This window comes from Salmonella enterica subsp. arizonae (assembly GCF_008692845.1).
GTDB lineage: Bacteria > Pseudomonadota > Gammaproteobacteria > Enterobacterales > Enterobacteriaceae > Salmonella > Salmonella arizonae.
In genome coordinates this window covers 655109-678366 of record NZ_VXJW01000001.1, presented here as the reverse complement: position 1 = coordinate 678366, position 23258 = coordinate 655109, and the positions used below count along the sequence as shown (strand labels likewise).

Below are 23258 nucleotides of genomic sequence, written 5' to 3'. Positions count from 1 at the left end.
ATTGTCTCCTTTATCCCTGTTGTTGCGTCTGTAGTTGACGTTGCATGGCGCTCGGCCCAAGACGTGCGTATTTCTGCATCAGATAGACTTCTGCGATTAAAAACAGAGTGTAAAGTCCGAGGATAAGCCCCATTGAGAAGGCCAACTGGCCAGGCGTCAGCGCGGAGTGAGCGTACCAGGTCGGTAGAATGTCCTGAATCGCCCAAGGTTGACGACCAAATTCCGTCATAAACCAACCGGCTTCAATGGCAATCCACGGTAACGGCAGGCTCCAGAGCGCCATACGCAATACCCAGCGATGCTGGTCGATACGCATTCGCAGAGTCTGTATTAGCGCAATAAACATCACCACTAACAACAGCGAACCGCAGCCGACCATAATGCGGAAACTCCAGAACACTGGCGCCACCTCAGGAATCGCGCCACGCTGGGCCGCACGATACTGTTCCGGCGTCACATGGCTCATATCCGGGGCATATTTCGCCAGCAGAATGCCGTACCCCAGATCGCCTTCAACGGCGTGAAAAGCATTTAGCACCTGCGGCGAGCGATTGCCTTGCGCAATCTCCTGCATCAGTAACCAGGCCTCCCGGCCACGCTTCAGGCGCGGCAGAGTGTCGTCCATCAGGTTTTTTAACCCCGGAACCGGCGTATCCAGCGAGTGGGTGGCCAGAATACCCAGCAGAGCAGGGATCTTCACGGCAAAGGCATTACGCTCCTGTTCCTGCTGCGGCCAGGCTATCAAATGAAACGGCGCAGGCGCGGGTTCGGTTTGCCATTCGCCTTCCATCGCCGCCAGCTTCACTGGCTGAATCCGGGCAACCTCGTAGGCCGAGCTATCCCCCAGTTGCAGGGTTCCCAGGATGGCCAGGGTGCCGAATATTGAGCCGATGGCAAACGAGCGTAGGGCCACCTCACGCTCGCGGCCACGTAGCAGATACCAGGCGCTGATGGACATAATAAACATGGCGCCGGTGACATAACCGGACATAACGGTATGGACAAATTTCACCTGGCTCACCGGGTTAAAGACCAGATCGCTGAAGCTGCTCATTTCCATCCGTAACGTATCGATGTTGAAGTGAGCGCCGGTAGGATGCTGCATCCAACCATTGGCGTTCAGAATCCATAATGCTGAAATATTGGAGCCGAAGGCCACCAGCCAGGTGACCAGCAGGTGTTGGTATTTATTCAGCCGCTGCCAGCCGAAAAAGAACAGGCCGACAAAAGTGGATTCGAGAAAGAAGGCCAGTAATGCTTCCATCGCCAGCGGCGCGCCGAAAATATCGCCCACATAGTTGGAATAGAGCGACCAGTTAGTCCCGAACTGAAACTCCATGGTCAGGCCGGTAGCCACACCGAGAGCAAAATTGATCCCGAAGAGCTTGCCCCAGAAACGCGTCATATCGCGGTAGACGGTTTTCCCTGTGACCACATAGATCGTCTCCATGACGGCCAGCAAAAAAATCAGCCCAAGCGTAAGGGGAACAAATAAAAAGTGATACAGCGCGGTCAGTGCGAACTGCCAGCGCGATAAGTCAATGACATCCCACATGCTAACTCCTGTAGGCAGAAAGAGAGTAAAAAGCTAAATCAGTACCGGACACCGGTGACGTTCCTGTTGAGAGCGTTAGCGCGTCTCCAGCCATCGGCATACTTCATCCAGGCGCTGGCGCGAATCGGCCAGATCTTCCGGGGCCGCCAGTACCAGCTCCGGCAAAGGACAAATCTCATAGCTGTCGAGCAACAGCCCTTTAAGGGCGTCCAGACAGCGCACATGCCAGAGATGGCGCAATGCCGTGGCGTTGATTTGACTTTCGCCATACCCGGAGATGCGAATCTGGATGTTCCCGTGTCCGCATAAGCGCGCCAGAAAAAGACGATCGGCCTCGCTGAGCGGCAGTTGGGTCAAATTGATGCTGTGGGGTTGCATCGCCGGATCGCGTACGTGCGCCAATAATTCATGGGCCAGCGGCAGTCCATTCATCAGACCGGCGACAGGCGGAGGCAGCAGAGTGTCGTCAGGCAGCGTATCGGCAGTCGCCGCTTGCCACAATGTCAGGGGCGCGCTACCCGCTTCCAGACGATCCGTCAGCAGACATCGGTTGTGCAGATGGCGTACCCGCCACAGGCCGCAGAAGATGGTCTCCTGGATCTCGCTTTCACTCCCGTCCGGATGCTGAATGCGTACCGAGACTTCGCCTTCGCCCAATAGCGTATTCAGGAATGAGAGATCATCGGCATTCAGGGGAGATAACTCCCATCCCAGCACGTCGCCGACTTCCGGGATGCGCCGGGCAAGCTGACGTCGCAGATCGGTCAACAATGCCATCACCGCCTGGCTGTGAGCGCAGTGCTCGAGCGCCGCCATACTTGGGTCGCCATTGACCTGACAGGTGAGCGGTAAGGGATTCATCGAGAAACTGGCGTCATCAGGCTGCGTACCCGGCCCCAGCAGATGAAAAAAGGCGTTGCTCATTGTGCCGCCTCCTGCGCTGCGGGAGTGTCAACCATCGAACGCATCAGAGTGAGCAGTTCAGCCCAGGGATGAATACCGCTGAGCGCGCCGCGTAGCTCGCCGTCTGTAAAAACCAACGTCGCCGGAAACCGACGTACATTAAAGCGATCGCCGATAGCTTCGCTTTGTTCAAGGTCGGCCACCGCCACCTGCCAGTCAAACTGCGGGAACTCGCGCAGGAGTTCGGCGATCATCACCGGGTTATCGCTGACTTCCGGCGTACGCCGCGGATCGCGACTTAACAGGATGACGCCATCTCCAACCTGTTTGATCCAGTCGTCTACCGTGGAAGCCTCTACCGGTTGCCATCCCCGGGTTAACAGGCGTTGCCATAGCGCAGAAAATGGGGTGTCATTCGCCACTTCTCTTACCCTCCAGACGTGTCTGATACTGACGTATGCGCACTCCTTCATAGTTTTCCATCGACAGGCATTCATAGTTCAGGCAGCGTGCGGCTTCGTTTGCCTGCGGTACGATCCCCCAGGCGGCCAGTTGCTCCAGGGCGGCCTGTTCCGCCGCCGGTAGCTGGGCGCGAGCTATTTCGGTCAGGCTACCGCCGTAGTCGTCCAGTAGCGCCGGTTGCAGGCCGACTAGCGCAATGTGACAGGGCAGATGGCCGCGGATGTCGGCTAGCGCCAGGACTTCGGAAAAACTGTTTTGATGCAGGCTCATTTTTTTGGCGCTGAGATACGCGGGGATTTTCTCGCCGGCATAGGTTCGCAGACTGCCCGGCGCCAGGCCGTAATCGATCGCGTCAAGGAGCAGGAGATGGCTGGCTTGCTCAACGTAACCCAACAGGTTTAGCCCTTGCGTACCGCCGTCAACAATGTCTACCTCTTCAGGCCAGTGATACCGGGCATACAAACGCTCCGCGACCCGGATACCGAATCCTTCATCGGCCCACAGCAGGTTTCCTAATCCCATCACCACTACGCGTTGCGCATTCATGAGGTCTCCTTGTCGTGCGGTTTGGGGAATTTGTGGCTGCGGTAGCCATTGATCATGGTGGAGATCACCGTATCGTCGGACATAATGTCTTCCCGGATAGCGAGGTAAACGTGCCCGACGATGAAGGCGGCAATCAGCCACATGCCCAGTCGGTGCCAACTGTGAATATCGATGGAGTTGCCGCCGGTCCAGTAGAAAAATTCAACCACATAGCGGAACGGCGCAAAGATGGCGTATTGGCTATGCTCGCCAAACAGAGCGAAACCGGTGAGGATCATAAATACCGACAACAGGAAATAGCCGAACATCGCGGCCTGCGCGACAGGGTTATGTCCGATGTCGCTCCCCGGTTTTTTCTCCAGAAATAGATACCAGCGAACCACGGAGAAGGCGCCTTGCCACCAACTGCGACGCCAGACCGGGACGATAAACAGCTCTCGAGAATAGCGGTTGCCGACACAGGCCCAATAAATTCGCCCCAGCAGTAACACGGTAAAGATCATCGCGGCGGCAAAGTGGATCAGCCGGATATAGCCCATGTAAAACAGATAGGTCGCCTCGCCACTCACCGACGGCAGCGGTCGGCCAATGAAGTAGCCTGTTACCATCAGTACCAACATGCAGGCCACCGTTAGCCAGTGCCACAGGCGTACCGGCGCTTCAAACACATAGTGGCTGACGACAGTATCACGCGCCTCCCCGACGCGTGGAGATTGCTTTCCAGTCATCGTTCTTTTCCTTAACGCTTAGCGTACCTGGACGGCAATCAGTTCGCTGCCGTCGTCGCCAAGCACGTGGGTTGAACAGGCGAGGCAGGGGTCGAAGCTGTGCAGCGTCCTCAGGATTTCTAACGGTTGGTCGGGAATCGCCATTTGCGTTCCCATCAATGCCGCTTCATAGGCACCGATCTGTTTTTTAGGATCGCGCGGGCTGGCGTTCCAGGTGGTGGGGACCACGCACTGATAGAGTTCGATCTTTTGATCGCGTATTGACGCCCAGTGTCCCAACGCTCCGCGAGGCGCTTCGGTAAAACCGATGCCGCGGCAGTGCTGCGGCCAACTGACCGGTTCCCATTTCTCGGTATTAGCGGTGGCCCGGTCGCCGTTTTTCAGGTTGGTCATAAGCCTGTCGAAAAAATACTGCAGCTTACTGACGGCCCATTGCGCTTCGTGCGCACGGCATAAAATACGACCAAGCGTAGACTGGATACCGGCGAGCGGCAGTTTAAGGGCGGACATCATGCGATCCACCGACTCTATGGTGGCGGCATCCCCTTTGTGATAGGCGATAAGCGTTCGGGCAAGCGGGCCGACCTCCATGGCATGACCGTGCCAGCGCGGCGCTTTAATCCAGGAGTAGCGTTCCTGTTCGTTGAGCTGCTGGATATGCGTATCGCTGCCTTTGACATCGCCAGGGTTGTACCAGGGATCGGTAATGCCGTCGAAAGGATGACGACCCAGTTGATCGTCCGGATAGCGGTACCAGGCGTGATCCACGAACTCCTGTATCTGCTGCGGATCGGCCAAATCTACCGGCATGACATTTTTAAAATCGCCATTGACCACTGCGCCGCCCGGCATTAACAGGCTTTGCTGGCTGAAGTCGTTGGCAATGTCCGGAAACGCGCCGTAGCTCAGAACGCATTTATCCGACAGTCCGGTGCCAATTTGACTCCATGCTTTATTGAACTGGCCGATAGCCAGCGCGTCCGGAACCATCACGTTGTTAATGAAGTCAGCGGTGCGGGTGATGATCGACTGCACCAGGTTGAGGCGCTCCATATTGATAGCCCCGACCGCGCCGCTTTGATCGAGATTGATCGCGCATGGCATACCGCCGACGATCCAGTTAGGGTGGGGGTTCTTACCGCCAAATATGGTATGGATTTTGACGATCTCGCGCTGGAAGTCGAGGGCTTCAAGATAGTGGGCAAAGCCCATCAGGTTGGCCTCTGGCGACAGTTTGTACTGTGGATGTCCCCAGTAACCGTTACGGAATATCCCAAGCTGGCCGCCGTCGACAAATTTCTTCAACCGATTTTGTACGTCAAAGAAGTAGCCCGGCGATGACATCGGCCAGGCGGAAAGGCTTTGCGCCAACTGCGAGGTGGCGCGCGGATCGGCTTTCAGCGCATTCAGAACATCAATCCAGTCCATCCCGGCTAACTGATAAAAATGGACCAGATGATCGTGACACCACAACGTAGCCAGCATGATGTTACGTATAATATTGGCGTTATCCGGCACCTGGATACCGATCGCATCTTCGATAGCGTACACCGACGCCAAAGCATGTACCCCGGTACATACACCACAAATACGTTCAACAAACGCCCAGGCGTCACGTGGGTCACGGCCTTGCAGAATGATCTCCAGACCGCGGAACATCGTGCCGCAGGAAACGGCATTGGTGATGACATTTTGCTCATCAATGTTCACTTCACAGCGCATATGCCCTTCGATACGGGTAATCGGGTCCACGATCAGACGACGGCCGGCGTTGTTAACGGTATAACCCTGGGTTTGATACTGGTTACTCATGCCTGTTTATCCTCATTGTCCGGCTGTTGTTCGGCTTGCGCTAACTGTTGTTTGTGGCGTTTACGTTGGTTGAGCGCGCTGGCGACAGCGTGACCGCCAACGCCCGCAGCGACTACGCCCAGCGCGGTCAGACCCACCGTATCGGCGGTTGAGTGGGTACCCATCTGGGGAATATCCACCACGCGGCTATAAAACGAGCCGCGATCCCAGAAACCATTTTCTGAACATCCCAGACATCCGTGGCCGGACTGGATAGGAAAGGAGACGCCGCCATTCCAGCGTGTGGAGGAGCAGGCGTTATAGGTGGTTGGCCCTTTACAGCCCATCTTGTACAGACAGTATCCCTTGCGGGCGGCGTCATCATCCCAGCTCTCGACAAATTCACCGGCGTCAAAATGGGCGCGGCGGTAGCATTTATCGTGGATACGCTGACCGTAGAACATTAGTGGACGGCCCATGCGATCGAGTTCCGGCAGACGATCAAACGTCACTATATAGGTAATAATGGCGCTCATGACATCCGGGATTGGCGGACATCCAGGGACTTTCACGATCGGCTTGTCGGTAATCACTTTGTCGATAGGCGTTGCCTGGGTCGGATTGGGGCGGGCGGCCTGGACGCAACCCCAGGAGGCGCAGTTTCCCCATGCGATAATAGCACTGGCGCCAGCGGCGGCTTTCTTTAGTTTTTCAATGAACGGGCGGCCGCCGCTGATACAGAACATCCCTTGCTCTCCTAACGGCGGATTGCCTTCCACCGCCAGAATGTATTTCCCGGCGTAGCGAGTGGTAATATCGTCAAAGACTTCTTCGGCTTGTGCTCCGGCGGCGGCCATCAGGGTGTCGTCATAATCGAGGGAAATCAGCGAGAGGATCACATCTTTGGCTAGCGGGTGCGAGGAACGGATAAAGGATTCGGTACAGCAGGTGCATTCCAGTCCATGAATCCAGACAACCGGAATCCGTGGTTTATTCTCCAGCGCCCAGGCAATCTTTGGCGTCATTCCGGCGCCCAGTCCCAGCGACGTGGCGGCAAGGCTACAGAATTTGAGAAAGCTGCGTCGGGTCACTCCCTTACGACGCATGGCTTGATAAAAGGTCTCCTCGTTATTCATAACGCGTATTTTTTCTCCTTTTTGCACCACGCTCCGCCAGGGGCATAAGGCGCATTTGCGGGTTCGTAAACGTTCTGCCGGCAAAGTAAATAATCGCGTTACGCGCGGGCGCGAAAACGATTTCGATTCACTCTGCACTGGCACACATCGCCAGAAATAATGTAAAAAAAGCGTATCTGAATGACCGGGATAAACAATGCAAAGAGTGTGGGTATGGCTTATTACGGTATATTTATGGCCATTATCGGTTTTTCAGCGAAAGGGGAGGCGTTGGGAATGAAAATGGCGCTACAAAGAACCTGGATTTGTTAGCGAGTAGATATGATGACATGAGAACAGACCGCCCCTCGGATATTCCAGCCTGGTCTGACACAGCCTTCAGAAAGAAGCGTAATATCTCATGCCACTCGCTCAGTTGTGGCAGGAAGAACGGGATAACCGATCGCCAGTTAACCTTTCTTCCCATACTCCCCACAGCCGAGCGTTGTACTTATTATCTGAGTTCTCGACGATACTTAACGGTTACCATCTATATTTGATACTTACTTAATAGCGTGTTTGTTGCTCACTGGTATAACGGTTCTCTTTAATGTTACCAATTTCAATTAATGGGCACCAGTTCTTACCAGGAGGATATAAGGAATATAAACCAAATCTTCTGAGTTATAGTCCAAAGAAAGGCCTGGTAAGCCGATGGTATTCCTATTCAAGTTGGTATAGTAGAATGCTGATAGCTTAGAGCCATTTAATTGTATCTTATCATAAAGATTTTTATCTATATTGATGTAACGAGCACCAAACTCGAAGCGAATATTTTCACCAGTGTTGAGGTAGACTTTAAAGCGGTCATCGTGTTTTTAACACCAGCACTATAATCATTTGCTAATGTCTGTTCTGCTAAAAAAAAGCATGGAAAGGCCACGATAAATTTAATAAATGTATTCATCATTACCCTTTGATATATAAACTTAAATATTAAATGTAAGCGTTTACTGCATTGGCTGAAACTTCAGTTGGGCGCCAAACATCGCCTGAATGTTCCAACCATGGAATCAGCTCTTCTGTAATCAGTTTATTCACCAGGGACATATTGTTTAGTGCGATGTTTTCCATCTGATAGGGATCATTTTTATTATCATGTAAAATATAGGTAAGTGGTTGGCCTATTTTACGGTCAATAACCAGTGTATAACGTTCGGTTCGTACACCACGTCTGCCGTAAGATTGCCCGCCGTAAGGCATAAATGTATAGAATTGTGATGTTGGACGTTTATCGCCAGGATGTCCCATAAGCGTCTTTGAGAAATCAGTACCCTCAACGCTATCTGGGATATGCTCACCCAATCCCATCAATCCTAGTAATGTCGGATAAATGTCTGGGGCAGAAAAAAGCAAATCATCCTGACAAGCGGGTAGTTTACCGGGCCAGCGAAACATCATTGGAATACGCATGGCCTCTTCATAATGCACATTTTTAGTTGGTTGACCATTTGAGCCCATACAACATCCGTGATCGGAAAAGAAGACAACCAGCGTATCTTTATCCAGTTTCAGACGCTCCAACTCAGTCAGAATACGTCCAAATTGTTCATCGACACCATTAATCATTGCCATATATTCTTTGAAATATTCAGGCCCATAGCCTTCCTGATACGTTTTATCCCATACTACATTAGGGCGTTTATTCATAGAGCGGGATGTCTGATCTTTAAAGCGATCAAGATATTTTTGGGGCACTTGATCGTATGGCGAATGTGGCGGATTCATTGAAACAACCAGCGCAAAAGGTTCGTTGCTATTACGATATTTGCCCCCTTCATTGCGTAAATATTTGATGGCCATATCTGCTTCATGTTCTGGGCTCCATTGGTTAATTCTCAATGGATTATCACGAGGCGTATCATTGCTCCAATAAATTGGGTTGAGGTGCAAATCGTAAGTGCCATAGCTGTACCAGAAATCGAAGCCGTGGCGCTTTTCTGGCGGTGTCCAATCATTCCAGTAACGTCCTTCTATTGGGTTGTTGTAGCTTGGGACGAAAGGTGCCTCTGGGGCATCAAGGTGCCATTTACCAATGTAACCCATACTAAACCCTTGTTTTTTAAGAATGTCAGACCAGGTTATAGCTTCTTTTTTAAGCTCAATACCAAAATCTTTCCCACCAAAATTACCGTGTGCACCAGTATGACAGTTGCCTTGTAACCCATTGCGATACGGGTATTGTCCGGTCATTAACATACCGCGGAAAGGTGTACATAGCGGGTAGTTAGAAACTGCTTGCCTCAATACGACACTCTGACTCGCAAATCGATCAATAAAGGGTGTAACAGATTGATCCTGACCCATAAAGCCCAGCGATTGTGCCCGCATTTCATCAGGAAAGACGATTAACAAATTAGGCTTTTTGATTATTTTTTGCGTTGTGGTAGCTGTATCGGCAGTGTGTGTAACACTTAAACCAGCAGCAGCAGCTGTTGCGCCTAATGCGCTTGAAGCTGCGAGTCCTTTGAGCAGGTTTCTTCTTGTGAGTGACATGTTCTTTACTCCAGATGGGTGTGGGTTGATTATCATTCAGTTACTGTTTTCATTTATTTACGATATTATTTAATCGTAAGAAAACAAAATTAAAAAATCTGAGTTTGTGATCAAGGTGAAATTTTTTGTCAAAAATGGTCAACAATTCACAGTGCTTTTTTGTCCTATTTTTGAGCAGGACTATAAGTATTTTGTTAGTGGTTTTTTTGTAATTATTTGAAAAATACTAACTATTTTTTTGTTTTGTTGAAGATTTTCCTCCATAACACATGCGTTCTTTTTTTAGCATAAATAAGGATAGTTTCAATTTATGCTACGTTATCCATGGGGATAATTTGGGTTTTCGTTAAAAAAAATTTCGTTCCCGGTAATGAACTTTTGTGCTTTTTGTTACCGCAAACCCGCTCTCAATTGGTATGAAGGGTGTGTTTAAATTATTGTAAATATTGTGTTTTATTGTTTTTTCTTCGGGGGTGGGGCGTTGATCGGATATCGTGGTAGTAGTGCTATTGGAAAGTATGTTAGCTGGCTATATGATAGGGGCCTACGCGTCAGGTTTTGTAAACGTATGGTCGAACTGACGAAACTTTGTGAAAGAGATCATAACTTTTGTTTTTTTCGATTTGAAAGTAAACGTAAGTATATTAATCTTAATTCGAGTCCAAACGAACGGTATTTGTTTGGTTTCGTAAGGAGACATAAGTGAAGGCGGCAATCGAAAGGCGTATGGAAATACTCGAGGTGATAACCCGGCAGGGGAAAGCTCGTGTCGAAGACTTAGCCGAAAGATTCAATGTCTCAAGTGTCACCATTCGTAGTGACCTGAGTTTTTTAGAAAAAAATGGATACATCGTCAGATCGCATGGTTCAGCTATCCCGAATGTTGGCGTAATTGCTGAACTCACTGTTAATGAAAAGAGTCGCCGTAATTCTGACGTAAAATCTCTGATTGGGTGGGCCGCTGCAAAACTGATTAACAATGGTGATACGGTCATTTTGGATTCGGGAACTACCACGCGCGAAATTGCTGCCAATTTAAAGTCAGTAGAAAACGTCGTTGTCATGACAAATGGGCTGGATGTGGCTGTGGAGTTAGCGTCAGCGCCTGGAGTGGAAGTTCTCATTTCAGGTGGTGTGCTACGTAAGAGTGCGATGTCTTTCTCTGGTTCCCAGGCTGAAGCCAGCCTGAAAAACGTGCGTTTTGACAAGGTTTTTCTGGGGGTTGATGGTTTTGACTTACGAGTAGGTATCACGACACATAATGAACAGGAAGCCAGTCTTAACCGCTTAATGTGTGATATTTCGGAGCAAGTGATTGCGGTTGCTGACTCTACGAAGTTTGGAAAACGTAGCTGCCATATGATCCGCGAATTTGGTGATATTGATGTGTTAGTGACGGACTCTAATATCCCCGAAGAATATGTGCAACGCCTGCGGGATATGCGAATCGAAGTCATTATCGCTGAAAAAGAGAAGTAACGCTTTACTCCATAGGGACATTTTTATTGTTAATTATGGAGTTAGTTAATGTCTTCGTTAGAAAAGCTTGTTCAGTGCCACAGAGCTGGGGAGCAAATTAGAATTTATTCTGTTTGTTCTGCCCCTCCTCTTGTTATTGGCGCTACTCTTGAACAAGTATTAGATAACGGTTACAAAAATGTAAATTGAGGTCTAATAGAACTACCTTGAACTATTTTTTATACGGGCGTGCCACCAGCTAATTTTCGCGATTGAGTTTTTCTGGAACTGATGCTCTAACATTTTGTACTCAAAAACTTATTATAGATGTGCTCCGTCAGGGCCAAGTTTTTGGCAAAATCCAAGACATATCACTCTGCTTAATAGGAGTCGATGAAAGCGACACAATATTTAGAATACTGCTCGAAAAAAATTGACGCATCTGCCGGTTAGTGGGGTAACGCAATAAATTAAGCAGCAATCAACTTACCTGAATAAAACAGTGGATTGCTGAAAAAACAATACCGCAAGTAACTATTTATGGCAGTGGTATCAATCATAGTGAATACCCTCATTATTTTACTGAGCATGGTATTCCCGGTTTCATTGTTTATTTTTTTAAATAATACACTGAACAACCGAGTGCTTACGGAAAAACTAACCGTATGGCACAGCCTATAACGCTTTATTGTTTTAAAAATTAAATACAGGAATATTTTTATGACTCAGCCAAATATCGTCTGGACTCGTATCGACGAGCGTTTACTTCACGGACAAATCCGCATTACTTGGGGAAAACATACAGAGGCTAATCTGATCCTGGTCGCTAATGATGAAGCCGCCGAAGGGCCAAATGCTGCTTTTATGCAGGCGGGAATGAAAGCTTCTGCGGGCGGTGAATATGCCGTACGTTTCTTCAGTATTCAGAAAACTATTGACGTGATCCATAAAGCCTCCCCACAGCAGAAAGTATTCATTCTATGTAACAGCCCAACGGATGTTGCACGTCTGATTGAAGGTGGTGTGCCAATTAAACATTGCAACGTGGGCAATATGCATTTCCATGAAGGTAAACGTCAAATAACCAAAACGGTTTCTGTCGATGAAAAAGATCTCGATGCTTTCAGACGCATTCTCGCCTGCGGTGCGACTTGCACCGTGCAGAACACACCCGACCAGACTCCGGTCAATGTGATTGAACTCGCCGTCAGTGCATAAGTTCATGACGTATCGCATCACGACATACGGCAATAAAGGAAGAAATTATGCTGTTTGAAGCTACTTTAGTTGCAATCTGGGCCTTCTTGTGCGGTATCGACAAGTACGACGTAGCCCTGAATATTCACCGTCCTTTAATTACCGGCCCGATTGTAGGCCTGATTATGGGCGATATGGAAGTGGGATTGATCGCTGGCGCTACTCTGGAGCTGGCCTGGCTAGGTCTGGTGCCTAATGCTGGCGCACAGCCACCTGATGTGACCATGGGAACGATTGCTGCTGTCGCTTTTGCGGTTATGACGGGCCAGTCACCGGAAGTCGCGATGGGCGTCGGTATGCCAATCGCTGTTTTGATGCAGATGATTGTTATCGGATTCTTTGCAATGACAGCGTTCACAATGGGGAAAGCTGATAGATGTGCTGAACAAGCTGATACGGCAGGGATCTCCCGCTTATTGGTGGGAACATTGATTACGCGTTCCATGCTCTATTTCATTATCGCCTTCGTGACGGTGTATTTCGGTGAGCATGCAGCTGCCTGGATTGATGAAAACACGCCAACGGTCTTGTTAGAAGGTCTGGGAATTGGGGCGAAGATGGTACCGGCAATAGGTTTTGCTATGTTGTTGAAGATCATGTGGTCGAAAGAAGTGGCAGGGGTGTTCTTTATCGGTTTCGTGATGACTACTTATCTGAAGCTGCCAATTATGGCCGTGGCAATTCTGGGCGCATCCATTGCCCTTCTGTACTACTTCTTTAGTGGAAAAAACAGTAATAACAATACCAAACAAGCAGAGGATTTCGAAGATGGCATCTGATATCACCGTAGACAAAGGCCGCGTAGCGGAAGCCAAAACAAGCAGCCTGATCGATAACGTTGATGCTTATCAGGATACCGAGGTTCGTAAAGTGATCTCCCGTAAAGACCTGTGGAAGTGCGCGATCCGGGGGTTGTTTATGGAGGGTAACTTTAATTTTGAACGCATGCAGGGGGGCGGTTTTGCGTATTCGATTATCCCGGCATTGCAAAAAATCCACGGTAATAACCGCGCGGACCTGGCGAAATCGCTGAAGAACCATTTGCAATTCTTCAATGCCAGTCCAAAACTGTTCACCTTCCTGCTAGGCACAGCGGTTGCTATGGAAGAGAACAAAGAAAAACCGTCGACGATTAACGTTATGAAAGTTGCGGGAATGGGGCCGACCGGTGGTATCGGTGATGCTATAGACCATATGACTCTGATGCCATTGACGTTAGCTCTGGGGGCGTCTATTGCGATTGAAGGGTCGATCGCGGGACCCTTTGTGTTCTTTATTCTGTATCAGATTGTCCATTTTTTGGTCTATTTCGGTTTGATGTTTATGGGGTATCGCGCGGGTACCGCGGCGATGGTGAACATGAGTGATGCCACAGAGAAGTTGGCAAAAGCCGCCAACATCATGGGGATCTTTGTTATCGGTGCGTTATGCGCCACCTTTATCAGGTTAAAAACCACTGCGGCAATCGATCTTGGTGGGAAGACAGTGGAGCTACAAACTGCACTGTTTGACAAGATCATGCCGAATTTGCTCCCACTGGCGTTAGTGTTCTTTATGTTCAAAATGGTGAAGGGAACAGGCTTTTGGGCAAAACCCCCGGTTCTCATTTTCTCGACACTGGCTGCGGGAGTTATCGGCCATCTGTTGGGCATTGTGTAATGAATTGATTTGTGTCGCCGTATCCGCCTGTGGGCAATCGCAGCATGCGGATATGGTGTAAGTAACATGCATTCAGGACTATTAGGGTAAGGACGTTGTAAATGATTGGGATTGTTGTCTCTGGCCATATTCATTTTGCTTCCGGTATGGAATCAGCGGTACGAGCAATAGCCGGTGAACAACCGCAAATGGCTTTCGTTGATTTCGTGGAAAATCTATCTACAGACATGCTGGAAGAAGAATTACGCAACGCTGGTGATCGGGTTGATAGTGGTGATGGCGTACTGTTTTTAACCGACATTCCCGGAGGGTCGCCGTGTAACCGTGCGCTGAATATCCTGATGAGTGGTCGCAATGCTGAGCTACTGGCTGGGGTTAATTTACCGATGATCGCTAACGCGGCTTTTGAGCGTGATGGCGTATCGTTAGCTGAGCTAGTGGACATTCTAATGGACATTGGGGCTACCAGCGTACAGAACATACGTACTGAACTGGCAGCCGCAATGGTTGTTGATAACAGTGATAATGAAAGTGGACTCTGATGTGTTGTTGCATCCGCTGACGCCGAAAGGTGTTGATGCGGATGCCGCTACTATTGATTATATCACCAGTTACATGCGGGTTGTTAATGACAGCCTGGCCTGTGACACAAGGGAGAAGATTCACCATGAGTAACATGGTACAGCAGACTCGTGCTCAGCAGGCGAGTGAAACGATGAAACGCGTATACCGTTATCAGGCAACGCATCAGACTCGTAGCGTGATCCGCCGGAGTGGTAAAGTCCGTTTTATTAAAGATACCGATTGGGAACGTGGCGTATTTTGGTCTTGTGTGGCTGCCGCCTGGCTGGCAACAGGTGATCAGGAATATCTGGATGGCGTGATGAATTATACTCTGCACACGGGGTTCCGTCCCGGGCCAAACTTACGCTTCGCTGACGATCTAATCTGTTGTCAGGCATATCTGGATGTTTGGCCGGTGATAGCTATCCCGGAAGCTTTGGAACCCACGATTAAGGCCATATCTGCCATCGTCAACGAACCTAAACCCGGACGTGAAGACTGGTGGTGGTGCGATGCGTTATTTATGGCGCCCGCAACGTTTGCTGCATTAAGTAAATGTACAAATGATCCTCGTTATCTGGCCTATATGGATCAGGCTTTCTGGGATGCCGTGGAGCATTTACGCGATCCTGAAACGGGGCTGTTTTATCGTGATCATCGTTATATTCCTGATGGTAACGGCAGTGAATTGCGTGAAGAAAATGGCGAAAAAGTATTCTGGAGCCGAGGTATTGGTTGGGTGTTAGCGGCTATCCCACGTTTACTGGCGCGGATGCCAGAAGATTATGCGGGCCGTCAGCGCTATCTTAATTTGTTCACCGATCTTGCAGATAAAGTGATCCGTTATCAGCATGAGGATGGTTTATGGCGTACCAGTTTGCTTGATCCCCATCGTTTTCCGGCGCCGGAAAGTAGCGCGACAGCATTATTCTGTTATGGGCTGTGTTGGGGAATGAATCAGGGCGTATTGCCAGCAGAAATTTATCTGCCGGTAGTTGAAAAGGCCTGGGATGCTTTGCAGGGCTGTATTCATAAAAACGGTATGATCGGTTGGGTTCAATTGCCGGCATTCAATCCACGCGATGTAAAGTTTGAACACAATATTGACTACGGTGCTGGAGCATATTTATTAGCGGCAACCGAAGTAATGCGTTTGAAGTAAGGTACAACGAGCCTGTCTTTGATGTGAATCGCGATGAGGGCAAAAGAGACAAAAACTGCCCGTATTTTACGGTCTGTAGTGAATAACGAAATCGATCATGTGAAATCCGCATCGTGTCATTTATCTGCTGTCAGATGGGGCCGTTAACCTGTGTTCTATTTCTTTTGGTTAATTTATCGTTCTTTGGCGAAGCATGTTTTTGATTTTTTCTTTCGTTTGCTTTTATTTTGCCTTCGTTTAATTTCATTTTCGTGATTTTGCGCGTTACAGTGGTCGTTTTATTGAGGTAAATTAGCCAATATCGTTTCATTTTTTCGGAACACGTTTTCAATGAATATGTCACAAACTCAACGAGCCTACTTTCACATGATGGCAAAACCTGTCAGCTATCGTTGCAACCTGCATTGTGAATACTGTTTTTATCTTGAAAAGGAGACAATGCTGAATGCGCGGAAAAGCCCGAAACAGACAATGAGCGACAGTATGTTGCGCCGCTATATTCGTGATTACTTACGTTCCCATGCCGGCGATACGGTGGATTTTGCCTGGCAAGGAGGTGAGCCTACACTGGCTGGATTAGATTTTTATCGTAAGGCTGTGGCATATCAACAGCAATATGCTGACGGGAAAACTATTACCAATAGTTTTCAAACCAATGCAATTGCTATTAATCGGCAATGGGCAGACTTTTTTGCCGAAAATCGTTTTCTGATTGGCGTCTCTGTCGACGGAATAGCAGAGATACATGATAAATACCGTATTGCTGTTAATGGTCAGCCAACCTTTGAGCGTGTCAACAAATCTATTGCGTTGTTACGTGAATACAACGTTGATTTTAATACGCTAACCGTAGTGAACGATCAAAACTATGATAAAGGACGGGAGACTTATCAGGCGCTCAAAGCATTAGGTTCCACTTTTTTACAGTTTATTCCCATCGTAGAAGTTGATGCCCGTTGTTTGCCCCATACAAAGGGTCATTACTCACCACCAGCAGATGCCGTATTGTCGCCTTTTAGTGTTCCGGCAGATGGTTACGGGCGCTTTATGAATGCTGTGTTTGATGCTTGGGTGAAAGAAGATGTTGGTTCTATCTATATACGTGAGTTTGACAGCTTACTGGGAACCTGGATGGGATATCCGGCATCAACCTGTGTGCAAGCGATTACGTGCGGTCAGGCGCTGATCATTGAAACTAACGGCGATATTTACAGCTGCGATCACTATGTCTATCCGGCTTACTTGCTAGGTAATATTGCTAACACATCGCTGGTAAAAATGGCTACATCACGCCAGCAACAGCGTTTTGGGAATGCAAAACAGGAAAAATTGACCCAAATGTGTCAGCAGTGCGAGGTCAAAGCTCTGTGTCAGGGAGGCTGTCCGAAACATCGTATCGTCCCGCAGACGGGAGAAAAGCATAAGCACAATTATCTGTGTGCTTCTTACAAGCATTTCTTTTATCACACCGCACCAGTCATGCAGGCCATGAGCAAGATTATTCAGAGCGGCGGCGTGGCGGCTGACATTATGCCGTTACTGAATAAATTTAATAGCCATTAAGGAGTGAATGACAATGAAGTTATCCGCAGGAAGAAAAACTCTGTTAGCTGGCCTGATTGCCACGGTGTGTTCCACTATAGCATCCAGTGTATTAGCTGCACCGACATCAACTGTCGCAGGTAATGAAAAACCTAATGTGTTGTTGGTCATCATGGATGATCTGGGCACTGGTCAATTAGATTTCACTTTGAATAATTTGGATAAGAATGTACTAAGTCAGCGCTCGGTTCCCATGCGTTATCAGGGGGATTTGGACAAAATGATTGATGCGGCACAACGGGCGATGCCTAATGTGGCGCAACTGGCGCAAAACGGGGTCAAAATGACCAATGCGTTTGTGGCTCATCCTGTGTGCGGTCCGTCACGTGCGGGAATTTATACTGGTCGTTATCCGACAAGTTTCGGTACTTACAGTAATGATGATGCTATTAAAGGGATTCCATTGGACATCAAATTGCTGCCAGCGCTGTTTCAAGAAAATGGATATGCTACGGCTAACATCGGTAAATGGCATAATTCACGTATTGACAAAAAGAATTATATTGCTGATGATGTTAAAACCCGTGATTATCATGACAATATGATTTCTGTCAGCGAACCTGGTTATGAGCCTCAAAAGCGCGGTTTTGATTATTCTTATAGTTATTACGCGTCTGGTGCAGCGCTATGGAATTCCCCGGCTATATGGCGCAATAGCCAGAATATTTCTGCACCGGGTTATCTGACGCATCATCTTACCGAGGAAACACTGAAATTTATTGATCTGGCAGGGCAGAAACCTTTCTTTATCAGTCTGGCATATAGCGTTCCTCATATCCCGTTAGAGCAAGCGTCTCCAGCCAAATATATGGATCGATTTAATACAGGTAATGTGGAAGCAGATAAATATTTTGCGGCAATCAATGCTGCTGATGAAGGAATTGGCAAAATAATAAATTACTTGAAAGAAAAAGATGAATTGGATAATACACTCATTTTTTTTATTTCTGATAACGGTGCTGTAAATGAATCTCCAATGCCAATGAATGGTATGGATCGCGGTTATAAAGGTCAGATGTATAATGGTGGGGTACATATTCCGTTTGTGGCATATTGGCCAAAACAGATCCCTGCGGGTACGCAAAGCGATACGTTGATCAGCGCATTAGACATTTTACCTACCGCATTACACGCGGCAGGGATTACTATTCCTGATGAAATGAATGTCGATGGTAAAGATATTATGCCGGTACTGGCGGGTAAAAGTAAGACTTCACCACATCAATATTTGTACTGGGCTGGACCAGGAGCGAAACATTACAGTGAAGAAAATCAACCTTTCTGGTACGGCTACTGGAAGTGGATAACTTATACCAATCCGTCAGCCCCTAAAAATCCCAATTTAGAAAAACTTTCTAAAGCCTCATGGGCAATCCGTGATCAAGAGTGGGCTCTTTATTTTTACGATGATGGAACTAATACTCCGAAACTGTTTAATGACAAGCAAGATCCAATGGAGTCGAAGGATCTGGCCGCTCAATTTCCTGAACGCGTCAAAGTAATGAAAACTGCTTTTTATGAGTGGATCAAAAATAAGCCGAAGCCTATCGCATGGGGGCAAGATCGTTTCCATATTTTAGAAGAGTCAGCGAAAAAATGAACTACTAATCGTCAGAGGGAAGGACATCAAGTTCTAAACTCTGATGATTTTTATTTACCCATTTTCAGGTAGTTGAGAAAAGCTATTCCTGGAGAGTGCATCTCGTGATGCATGAGACTCGAATAATGCTAAGTTAAAAAGCAGTCTTGTCATTAATATCTTTTTAATATTTTTCAGGTATGTTGACCATGAGTGTGGAAATTAGTGCTAAACCCCGCCCGATAATTCCCTATGAACATCCCGATGCAGCGATGTATTGCCTGTTATTTAAACAACACATCATTCGGCAATGGTGCAAAAAATGCCCCTATGACATTCACGACACGCGGTTACAGAAGCTGTTTCAGGACTCTCAGATTTCGTTGCAATATCAGTGTGATTATTTAGTCCGTTATGTAGCAGAGGCTTTTGATCATTATGCTGTTTGGGGACATACCCATGCCTATTATCCGGGACGCCCTAGCCAGCAAAACGCGCGTACTGATGCCTTAGAAGGAGTGAGTCGGGTGTTACCTACCCTGGCAGTGTGGTTACGAAATCAACCTGCCGGAGAGGGGCGTATGGATGATCTGAAGGGGGGAACGTTGAATATTACGGCGATCATCACTGAGGCGTTCTTAGCGGGAACCGATCCTACGCATCCAGGTTACTGGGGAAAGCTTCATGATTATGATCAGCGTATTTGTGAAAGTGCCGATTTGGCTCTGGCATTATGGCTATGTCGTGAAACGGTTTGGGAGCGGTTAACCTCCGCTCAACAGCAGCAAATTACTTGCTGGTTTAATCAGGTTAATGGTTTACAAACGGTCGATAATAACTGGCACCTTTTTCCATTAACCGTGCAATTTGTAATGCGTGCCTTGAATGGCTCTGGGGATGTTAGCAACGAAAAATATGAACGTATAAAAGAATTCCATGTAGGTGGCGGTTGGTTTAGGGATGGGGCGCATGGTAATTACGATTATTACAATGCATGGGGATTTCACTATTCCTTATATTGGCTTGACCAAATCAATCCTGAATATGATCCACAATTTATTCGTTCCTGTATGGCGGAGTTTGTTACGACTTATCGTTATTTGATGACACCGCAAGGCATTCCTTTTTTTGGTCGCAGTGCCTGTTATCGCCTGGCTGTTTCTGCCCCATTACTGGCGGTAGCCAGTCATTCAAAAGATGCGTTACAAATAGGGGAAGCGAAGCGTGCTCTGGAAACGACACTGCGTTATTTTATTGGCAATGGGGCGATGCGTTTTGGTGTTCCAACGCAGGGATTATTTGCAGATGACGAACGATTGGTGGACAACTACAGTGGACCTGCCAGTAGTTTTTGGTCATTACGTGCCCTGAATATTGCTCTGTATTGTGCGTCTGATATTAATCTATGGTTGTGTGAAAGTCGTCAATTACCTGTAGAACTCCAGGATTTTAGTTTAACTATTGAGCCTGTAAATCTGTTTGTGATGGGAACTTGCGAAACGAAAGAGGTGGTGGCTACGTTCCGTAGTGATTATACCCAACAGCAATCCCCATTAACGCGTGGCCTTACCACGCCATCGTGGTCCGCACGTTTTAAAGAGTGGCTTACTGGTCGCGCCGAACGGCCTAAAAATAATTTATTACGCAAAGGTGTGACAAGTTACAGTTCTAAGATGACAGCCTTTTTTTAGTGGTATTTATGCTCGTCATATTTCGTATTGTAGCGGACAGATACCGCTGGGCTGGTTTGGAGAAGTCTGCAATGTGTGACTCGTTCCGGGAATCATACCGCGCCGTTTGCCATACTCGCTGGTGTACTCCGTTTAGCGGTATTGCTACGATGTCATCTGAGATACTATGATACATAAAATCCATGCAATTGCATGGATTTTATAGGGTTTTCTGACGCTGCTGAGATTTAATGAAACCTCACGAGGCAACAGAAACCAATTAGACGTTGAACAGGAAGTTCATCACATCGCCATCTTTAACGATGTAATCCTTCCCTTCCGCTCGCATCTTACCGGCTTCTTTCGCGCCTTGTTCACCTTTGTAAGTGATGAAGTCGTCAAAGGCGATAGTTTGGGCGCGAATAAAGCCTTTTTCGAAGTCAGTATGGATTTTACCGGCTGCCTGCGGCGCGGTTGCGCCAACCGGAATGGTCCATGCGCGGACTTCTTTCACGCCGGCGGTGAAGTAGGTCTGGAGATTGAGCAAACGGTAACCTGCGCGAATAACGCGGTTCAGCCCCGGCTCTTCCAGCCCCAGTTCTGCCATGAACTCATCGCGCTCTTCATCATCCAGCTCAGCAATATCAGCTTCGACGGCGGCGCACACAGGAACAACTACCGAGCCTTCTTTCGCGGCGATTTCGCGAACCTGGTCCAGGTATGGGTTGTTTTCGAAACCGTCTTCGTTGACGTTTGCGATATACATCGTCGGCTTCAGCGTCAGGAAGCTTAAATAGCGGATGGCCGCTTTATCTTCGTCCGTCAGGTGCAGCGAGCGCAACATTCCCGCTTCAGCCAGGTGCGGCAGGCATTTTTCCAGCGCGGCCAGTTCTGCTTTCGCGTCTTTATCGCCGCCTTTTGCTTTCTTTTGCACGCGATGGATAGCGCGCTCGCAAGTATCAAGGTCAGCTAGCGCCAGTTCAGTATTGATAACATCAATATCTTCTGCCGGATTTACCTTACCTGCCACGTGGATGATGTTGTCGTTCTCAAAGCAGCGCACAACGTGGCCGATAGCTTCGGTTTCACGGATGTTGGTCAGGAACTGGTTACCCAGACCTTCACCTTTGGACGCGCCTTTTACCAGGCCGGCGATATCCACAAACTCCATCGTTGTTGGTAGAATGCGTTGCGGTTTTACGATCTCAGCCAACTGGTCCAGACGCGGATCGGGCATCGGTACGACACCGGTATTCGGTTCGATGGTGCAGAACGGAAAGTTTGCCGCTTCAATACCGGCTTTTGTCAGCGCGTTGAACAGGGTGGATTTCCCGACGTTGGGCAGACCGACGATACCGCATTTGAATCCCATGATTTAACTCACCTTAATATCTTAATAATCAACCTGTTATAGAAAACAGATTGCAATAATGGAAAGAACTTCGCCTATTATACACGGCGTGCGGCAAAAATGCCGCACATCACTGGTTATTGCGCCTTAAAGGTATGCAAACGGCTTGTTGCTTTGGCCAGACCGTCTTTGAACCACAATTCCGTACAGCGTGCCGCTTCGTCAATGGCCTCATCAATTAATTTTTGTTCAGAAACAGGGGGTTTACCCAGCACGAAACCAACAACTTTATTTTTATCGCCTGGATGACCGATTCCAACGCGTAATCGGTGAAAGTTGGGATTATTGCCCAGCTTGCTGATGATGTCTTTCAGACCATTGTGGCCGCCGTGGCCGCCGCCAAGTTTAAATTTCGCGACGCCCGGAGGGAGATCCAGCTCGTCGTGAGCGACCAGAATTTCGTCCGGCTGAATACGGTAAAAACTGGCCATTGCGCCAACTGCTTTACCACTGAGGTTCATGAACGTGGTGGGCACCAGCAGGCGAACATCTTCCCCTTCCAGCGTGATGCGTGAGGTATAGCCAAAGAATTTAGGCTCTTCACGCAACGGCGCGCGCAGGCGCTCCGCCAGTAAATCGACGTACCATGCGCCTGCATTGTGTCGCGTCGCGGCATATTCCGCACCGGGATTCGCCAGACCAACAATCAATTTAATTGCCACGTTTTTTGTCCTGAGTAGATCCATAACTGGCGCGTAGTTTACTGTCTGTCAGCCCGCTTGACAAAACACAGCGACGCCCGGAAGTAAATTAAATAATCGCCTGTGTGGATTATTAAAAATGCAAACTGTTCAGTGTGTTATTTGTAAAGTTTTGTTAAATGAAACTTTACATTTGTGATCGCACCCGCACTTACAAACGGAAGTGTTGTCTATACTTTACACATAAAGTTTAGGGGGATTTCCTAAAAAACAACCCAAAAGTTCCGGAGGTGACATATGAAACGCAAAAACGCTTCGTTATTCGGTAACACGCTGATGGGGTTGGGTCTGGTAGTAATGGTTGTCGGAGTGGGTTACTCTATTTTAAACCAGTTACCGCAGTTTAATTTGCCGCAATTTTTTGCCCATGGCGCGATACTCAGCATTTTTGTCGGTGCGGTACTTTGGCTGGCGGGGGCTCGCGTAGGGGGGCATGAGCAGGTGAGCGACAAATACTGGTGGCTGCGTCACTATGACAAACGTTGCCGCCGTAGCGACAATCGTCGTCATAGCTAACCGGTTCAGTCCCGGTAAGCGCC

The 23258-nt window shown here is 48.3% G+C and carries 22 protein-coding genes; 12 read left to right on the top strand and 10 right to left on the bottom strand.

Annotation, left to right across the window (positions count from 1 at the left end):
• Window positions 1-10: 10 nt before the first annotated feature.
• The 8 genes from appC to F4V61_RS03470 all read right to left on the bottom strand — a co-directional run bounded on the left by appC (window position 11) and on the right by F4V61_RS03470 (window position 9656).
• Window positions 11-1555 (bottom strand): cytochrome bd-II oxidase subunit 1, encoded by a 1545-nt coding sequence (appC, locus tag F4V61_RS03515; RefSeq protein ID WP_058819006.1) that lies wholly within the window; start codon window positions 1553-1555, stop codon window positions 11-13.
• A 75-nt stretch (window positions 1556-1630) separates the two neighbouring features.
• Window positions 1631-2479, bottom strand: coding sequence for a hydrogenase expression/formation protein (locus F4V61_RS03510; RefSeq protein WP_038395884.1), 849 nt, complete (start codon window positions 2477-2479; stop codon window positions 1631-1633).
• Window positions 2476-2880, bottom strand: a complete 405-nt coding sequence (hyaE, locus tag F4V61_RS03505; RefSeq protein WP_001262574.1) for a hydrogenase-1 operon protein HyaE — start codon at window positions 2878-2880, stop codon at window positions 2476-2478. The genes F4V61_RS03510 and hyaE overlap by 4 nt, the downstream gene beginning before the upstream one ends.
• On the bottom strand, window positions 2870-3466 hold the full coding sequence (gene hyaD, locus F4V61_RS03500) for a hydrogenase 1 maturation protease (RefSeq protein ID WP_000993796.1): 597 nt from the start codon (window positions 3464-3466) through the stop codon (window positions 2870-2872). Before hyaD ends, hyaE begins: the two co-directional genes overlap by 11 nt.
• A complete protein-coding gene (hyaC, locus tag F4V61_RS03495) occupies window positions 3463-4194 on the bottom strand; it encodes a Ni/Fe-hydrogenase b-type cytochrome subunit (protein ID WP_000147066.1) in 732 nt (243 codons plus the stop codon). The genes hyaD and hyaC overlap by 4 nt, the downstream gene beginning before the upstream one ends.
• An 18-nt stretch (window positions 4195-4212) precedes the next feature.
• Window positions 4213-6006, bottom strand: coding sequence for a Ni/Fe-hydrogenase large subunit (gene hyaB, locus F4V61_RS03490; protein WP_079828479.1), 1794 nt, complete (start codon window positions 6004-6006; stop codon window positions 4213-4215).
• Window positions 6003-7121 carry a hydrogenase 1 small subunit gene (hyaA, locus tag F4V61_RS03485; protein ID WP_001058306.1) on the bottom strand — a complete coding sequence of 373 codons (1119 nt, stop codon included), beginning with the start codon at window positions 7119-7121 and terminating at the stop codon, window positions 6003-6005. The genes hyaB and hyaA overlap by 4 nt, the downstream gene beginning before the upstream one ends.
• Before the next feature lie 975 nt (window positions 7122-8096).
• Window positions 8097-9656 (bottom strand): sulfatase family protein, encoded by a 1560-nt coding sequence (locus tag F4V61_RS03470; protein ID WP_038395886.1) that lies wholly within the window; start codon window positions 9654-9656, stop codon window positions 8097-8099.
• 702 nt (window positions 9657-10358) lie between these two features.
• Here F4V61_RS03470 and agaR point away from each other — a divergent pair.
• From agaR to F4V61_RS03420, 11 genes are all read left to right on the top strand, one after another.
• Complete coding sequence (agaR, locus tag F4V61_RS03465; RefSeq protein WP_000642266.1) at window positions 10359-11135, top strand: transcriptional repressor AgaR; 777 nt, start codon at window positions 10359-10361, stop codon at window positions 11133-11135.
• 48 nt (window positions 11136-11183) lie between these two features.
• Window positions 11184-11324 carry a class II D-tagatose-bisphosphate aldolase non-catalytic subunit gene (locus F4V61_RS03460; protein WP_115400004.1) on the top strand — a complete coding sequence of 47 codons (141 nt, stop codon included), beginning with the start codon at window positions 11184-11186 and terminating at the stop codon, window positions 11322-11324.
• 510 nt (window positions 11325-11834) lie between these two features.
• Window positions 11835-12332 carry a PTS sugar transporter subunit IIB gene (locus F4V61_RS03455; RefSeq protein WP_000193468.1) on the top strand — a complete coding sequence of 166 codons (498 nt, stop codon included), beginning with the start codon at window positions 11835-11837 and terminating at the stop codon, window positions 12330-12332.
• A 47-nt stretch (window positions 12333-12379) separates the two neighbouring features.
• The gene (gene agaW / locus F4V61_RS03450) at window positions 12380-13150 is read left to right on the top strand and encodes a PTS N-acetylgalactosamine transporter subunit IIC (RefSeq protein ID WP_000895886.1); all 771 of its coding nucleotides are present in this window, start codon (window positions 12380-12382) and stop codon (window positions 13148-13150) included.
• Entirely contained in the window at window positions 13140-14030 is an 891-nt protein-coding gene (locus F4V61_RS03445; protein ID WP_000135474.1) for a PTS system mannose/fructose/sorbose family transporter subunit IID, read from the top strand. The genes agaW and F4V61_RS03445 overlap by 11 nt, the downstream gene beginning before the upstream one ends.
• Before the next feature lie 101 nt (window positions 14031-14131).
• Complete coding sequence (gene agaF / locus F4V61_RS03440) at window positions 14132-14572, top strand: PTS galactosamine/N-acetylgalactosamine transporter subunit IIA (RefSeq protein WP_000579498.1); 441 nt, start codon at window positions 14132-14134, stop codon at window positions 14570-14572.
• On the top strand, window positions 14556-14705 hold the full coding sequence (locus F4V61_RS22045; RefSeq protein WP_170243766.1) for a hypothetical protein: 150 nt from the start codon (window positions 14556-14558) through the stop codon (window positions 14703-14705). Before agaF ends, F4V61_RS22045 begins: the two co-directional genes overlap by 17 nt.
• Window positions 14698-15756, top strand: a complete 1059-nt coding sequence (locus tag F4V61_RS03435; RefSeq protein ID WP_000069175.1) for a glycoside hydrolase family 88/105 protein — start codon at window positions 14698-14700, stop codon at window positions 15754-15756. The genes F4V61_RS22045 and F4V61_RS03435 overlap by 8 nt, the downstream gene beginning before the upstream one ends.
• A gap of 336 nt (window positions 15757-16092) precedes the next feature.
• Window positions 16093-17319, top strand: coding sequence for an anaerobic sulfatase maturase (locus tag F4V61_RS03430; RefSeq protein ID WP_205136973.1), 1227 nt, complete (start codon window positions 16093-16095; stop codon window positions 17317-17319).
• Between the two features lie 13 nt (window positions 17320-17332).
• On the top strand, window positions 17333-18958 hold the full coding sequence (locus F4V61_RS03425; RefSeq protein ID WP_080152630.1) for a sulfatase family protein: 1626 nt from the start codon (window positions 17333-17335) through the stop codon (window positions 18956-18958).
• A 188-nt stretch (window positions 18959-19146) separates the two neighbouring features.
• Window positions 19147-20628 carry a DUF2264 domain-containing protein gene (locus F4V61_RS03420; protein ID WP_058819008.1) on the top strand — a complete coding sequence of 494 codons (1482 nt, stop codon included), beginning with the start codon at window positions 19147-19149 and terminating at the stop codon, window positions 20626-20628.
• Between the two features lie 259 nt (window positions 20629-20887).
• Here F4V61_RS03420 and ychF read toward each other — a convergent pair whose 3' ends face one another.
• Window positions 20888-21979: a redox-regulated ATPase YchF gene (gene ychF, locus F4V61_RS03415; protein ID WP_038395890.1), complete on the bottom strand. Its 1092-nt coding sequence runs from the start codon at window positions 21977-21979 to the stop codon at window positions 20888-20890.
• Window positions 21980-22095: 116 nt separating this feature from the next.
• Window positions 22096-22680 (bottom strand): aminoacyl-tRNA hydrolase, encoded by a 585-nt coding sequence (pth, locus tag F4V61_RS03410; protein WP_000985594.1) that lies wholly within the window; start codon window positions 22678-22680, stop codon window positions 22096-22098.
• Between the two features lie 276 nt (window positions 22681-22956).
• On the opposite strand from pth, the gene ychH reads away from it, so the two are divergent.
• A complete protein-coding gene (ychH, locus tag F4V61_RS03405; protein ID WP_000823875.1) occupies window positions 22957-23235 on the top strand; it encodes a stress-induced protein YchH in 279 nt (92 codons plus the stop codon).
• Window positions 23236-23258 lie beyond the last annotated feature (23 nt).

Excerpts from the sequence above, each read along its gene's own strand:
- F4V61_RS03435 (WP_000069175.1), top strand. The coding sequence starts at position 14,698 with ATGAGTAACATGGTACAGCAGACTCGTGCTCAGCAGGCGAGTGAAACG.
- hyaD (WP_000993796.1), bottom strand. The coding sequence starts at position 3,466 with ATGAATGCGCAACGCGTAGTGGTGATGGGATTAGGAAACCTGCTGTGG.
- appC (WP_058819006.1), bottom strand. The coding sequence starts at position 1,555 with ATGTGGGATGTCATTGACTTATCGCGCTGGCAGTTCGCACTGACCGCG.
- F4V61_RS03430 (WP_205136973.1), top strand. The coding sequence starts at position 16,093 with ATGTCACAAACTCAACGAGCCTACTTTCACATGATGGCAAAACCTGTC.
- F4V61_RS03470 (WP_038395886.1), bottom strand. The coding sequence starts at position 9,656 with ATGTCACTCACAAGAAGAAACCTGCTCAAAGGACTCGCAGCTTCAAGC.
- agaW (WP_000895886.1), top strand. The coding sequence starts at position 12,380 with ATGCTGTTTGAAGCTACTTTAGTTGCAATCTGGGCCTTCTTGTGCGGT.
- F4V61_RS03445 (WP_000135474.1), top strand. The coding sequence starts at position 13,140 with ATGGCATCTGATATCACCGTAGACAAAGGCCGCGTAGCGGAAGCCAAA.
- F4V61_RS03460 (WP_115400004.1), top strand. The coding sequence starts at position 11,184 with ATGTCTTCGTTAGAAAAGCTTGTTCAGTGCCACAGAGCTGGGGAGCAA.
- F4V61_RS03510 (WP_038395884.1), bottom strand. The coding sequence starts at position 2,479 with ATGAGCAACGCCTTTTTTCATCTGCTGGGGCCGGGTACGCAGCCTGAT.
- F4V61_RS03425 (WP_080152630.1), top strand. The coding sequence starts at position 17,333 with ATGAAGTTATCCGCAGGAAGAAAAACTCTGTTAGCTGGCCTGATTGCC.
- F4V61_RS03455 (WP_000193468.1), top strand. The coding sequence starts at position 11,835 with ATGACTCAGCCAAATATCGTCTGGACTCGTATCGACGAGCGTTTACTT.
- ychF (WP_038395890.1), bottom strand. The coding sequence starts at position 21,979 with ATGGGATTCAAATGCGGTATCGTCGGTCTGCCCAACGTCGGGAAATCC.
- hyaA (WP_001058306.1), bottom strand. The coding sequence starts at position 7,121 with ATGAATAACGAGGAGACCTTTTATCAAGCCATGCGTCGTAAGGGAGTG.
- hyaB (WP_079828479.1), bottom strand. The coding sequence starts at position 6,006 with ATGAGTAACCAGTATCAAACCCAGGGTTATACCGTTAACAACGCCGGC.
- F4V61_RS03420 (WP_058819008.1), top strand. The coding sequence starts at position 19,147 with ATGAGTGTGGAAATTAGTGCTAAACCCCGCCCGATAATTCCCTATGAA.
- hyaC (WP_000147066.1), bottom strand. The coding sequence starts at position 4,194 with ATGACTGGAAAGCAATCTCCACGCGTCGGGGAGGCGCGTGATACTGTC.
- agaF (WP_000579498.1), top strand. The coding sequence starts at position 14,132 with ATGATTGGGATTGTTGTCTCTGGCCATATTCATTTTGCTTCCGGTATG.
- F4V61_RS22045 (WP_170243766.1), top strand. The coding sequence starts at position 14,556 with ATGAAAGTGGACTCTGATGTGTTGTTGCATCCGCTGACGCCGAAAGGT.
- ychH (WP_000823875.1), top strand. The coding sequence starts at position 22,957 with ATGAAACGCAAAAACGCTTCGTTATTCGGTAACACGCTGATGGGGTTG.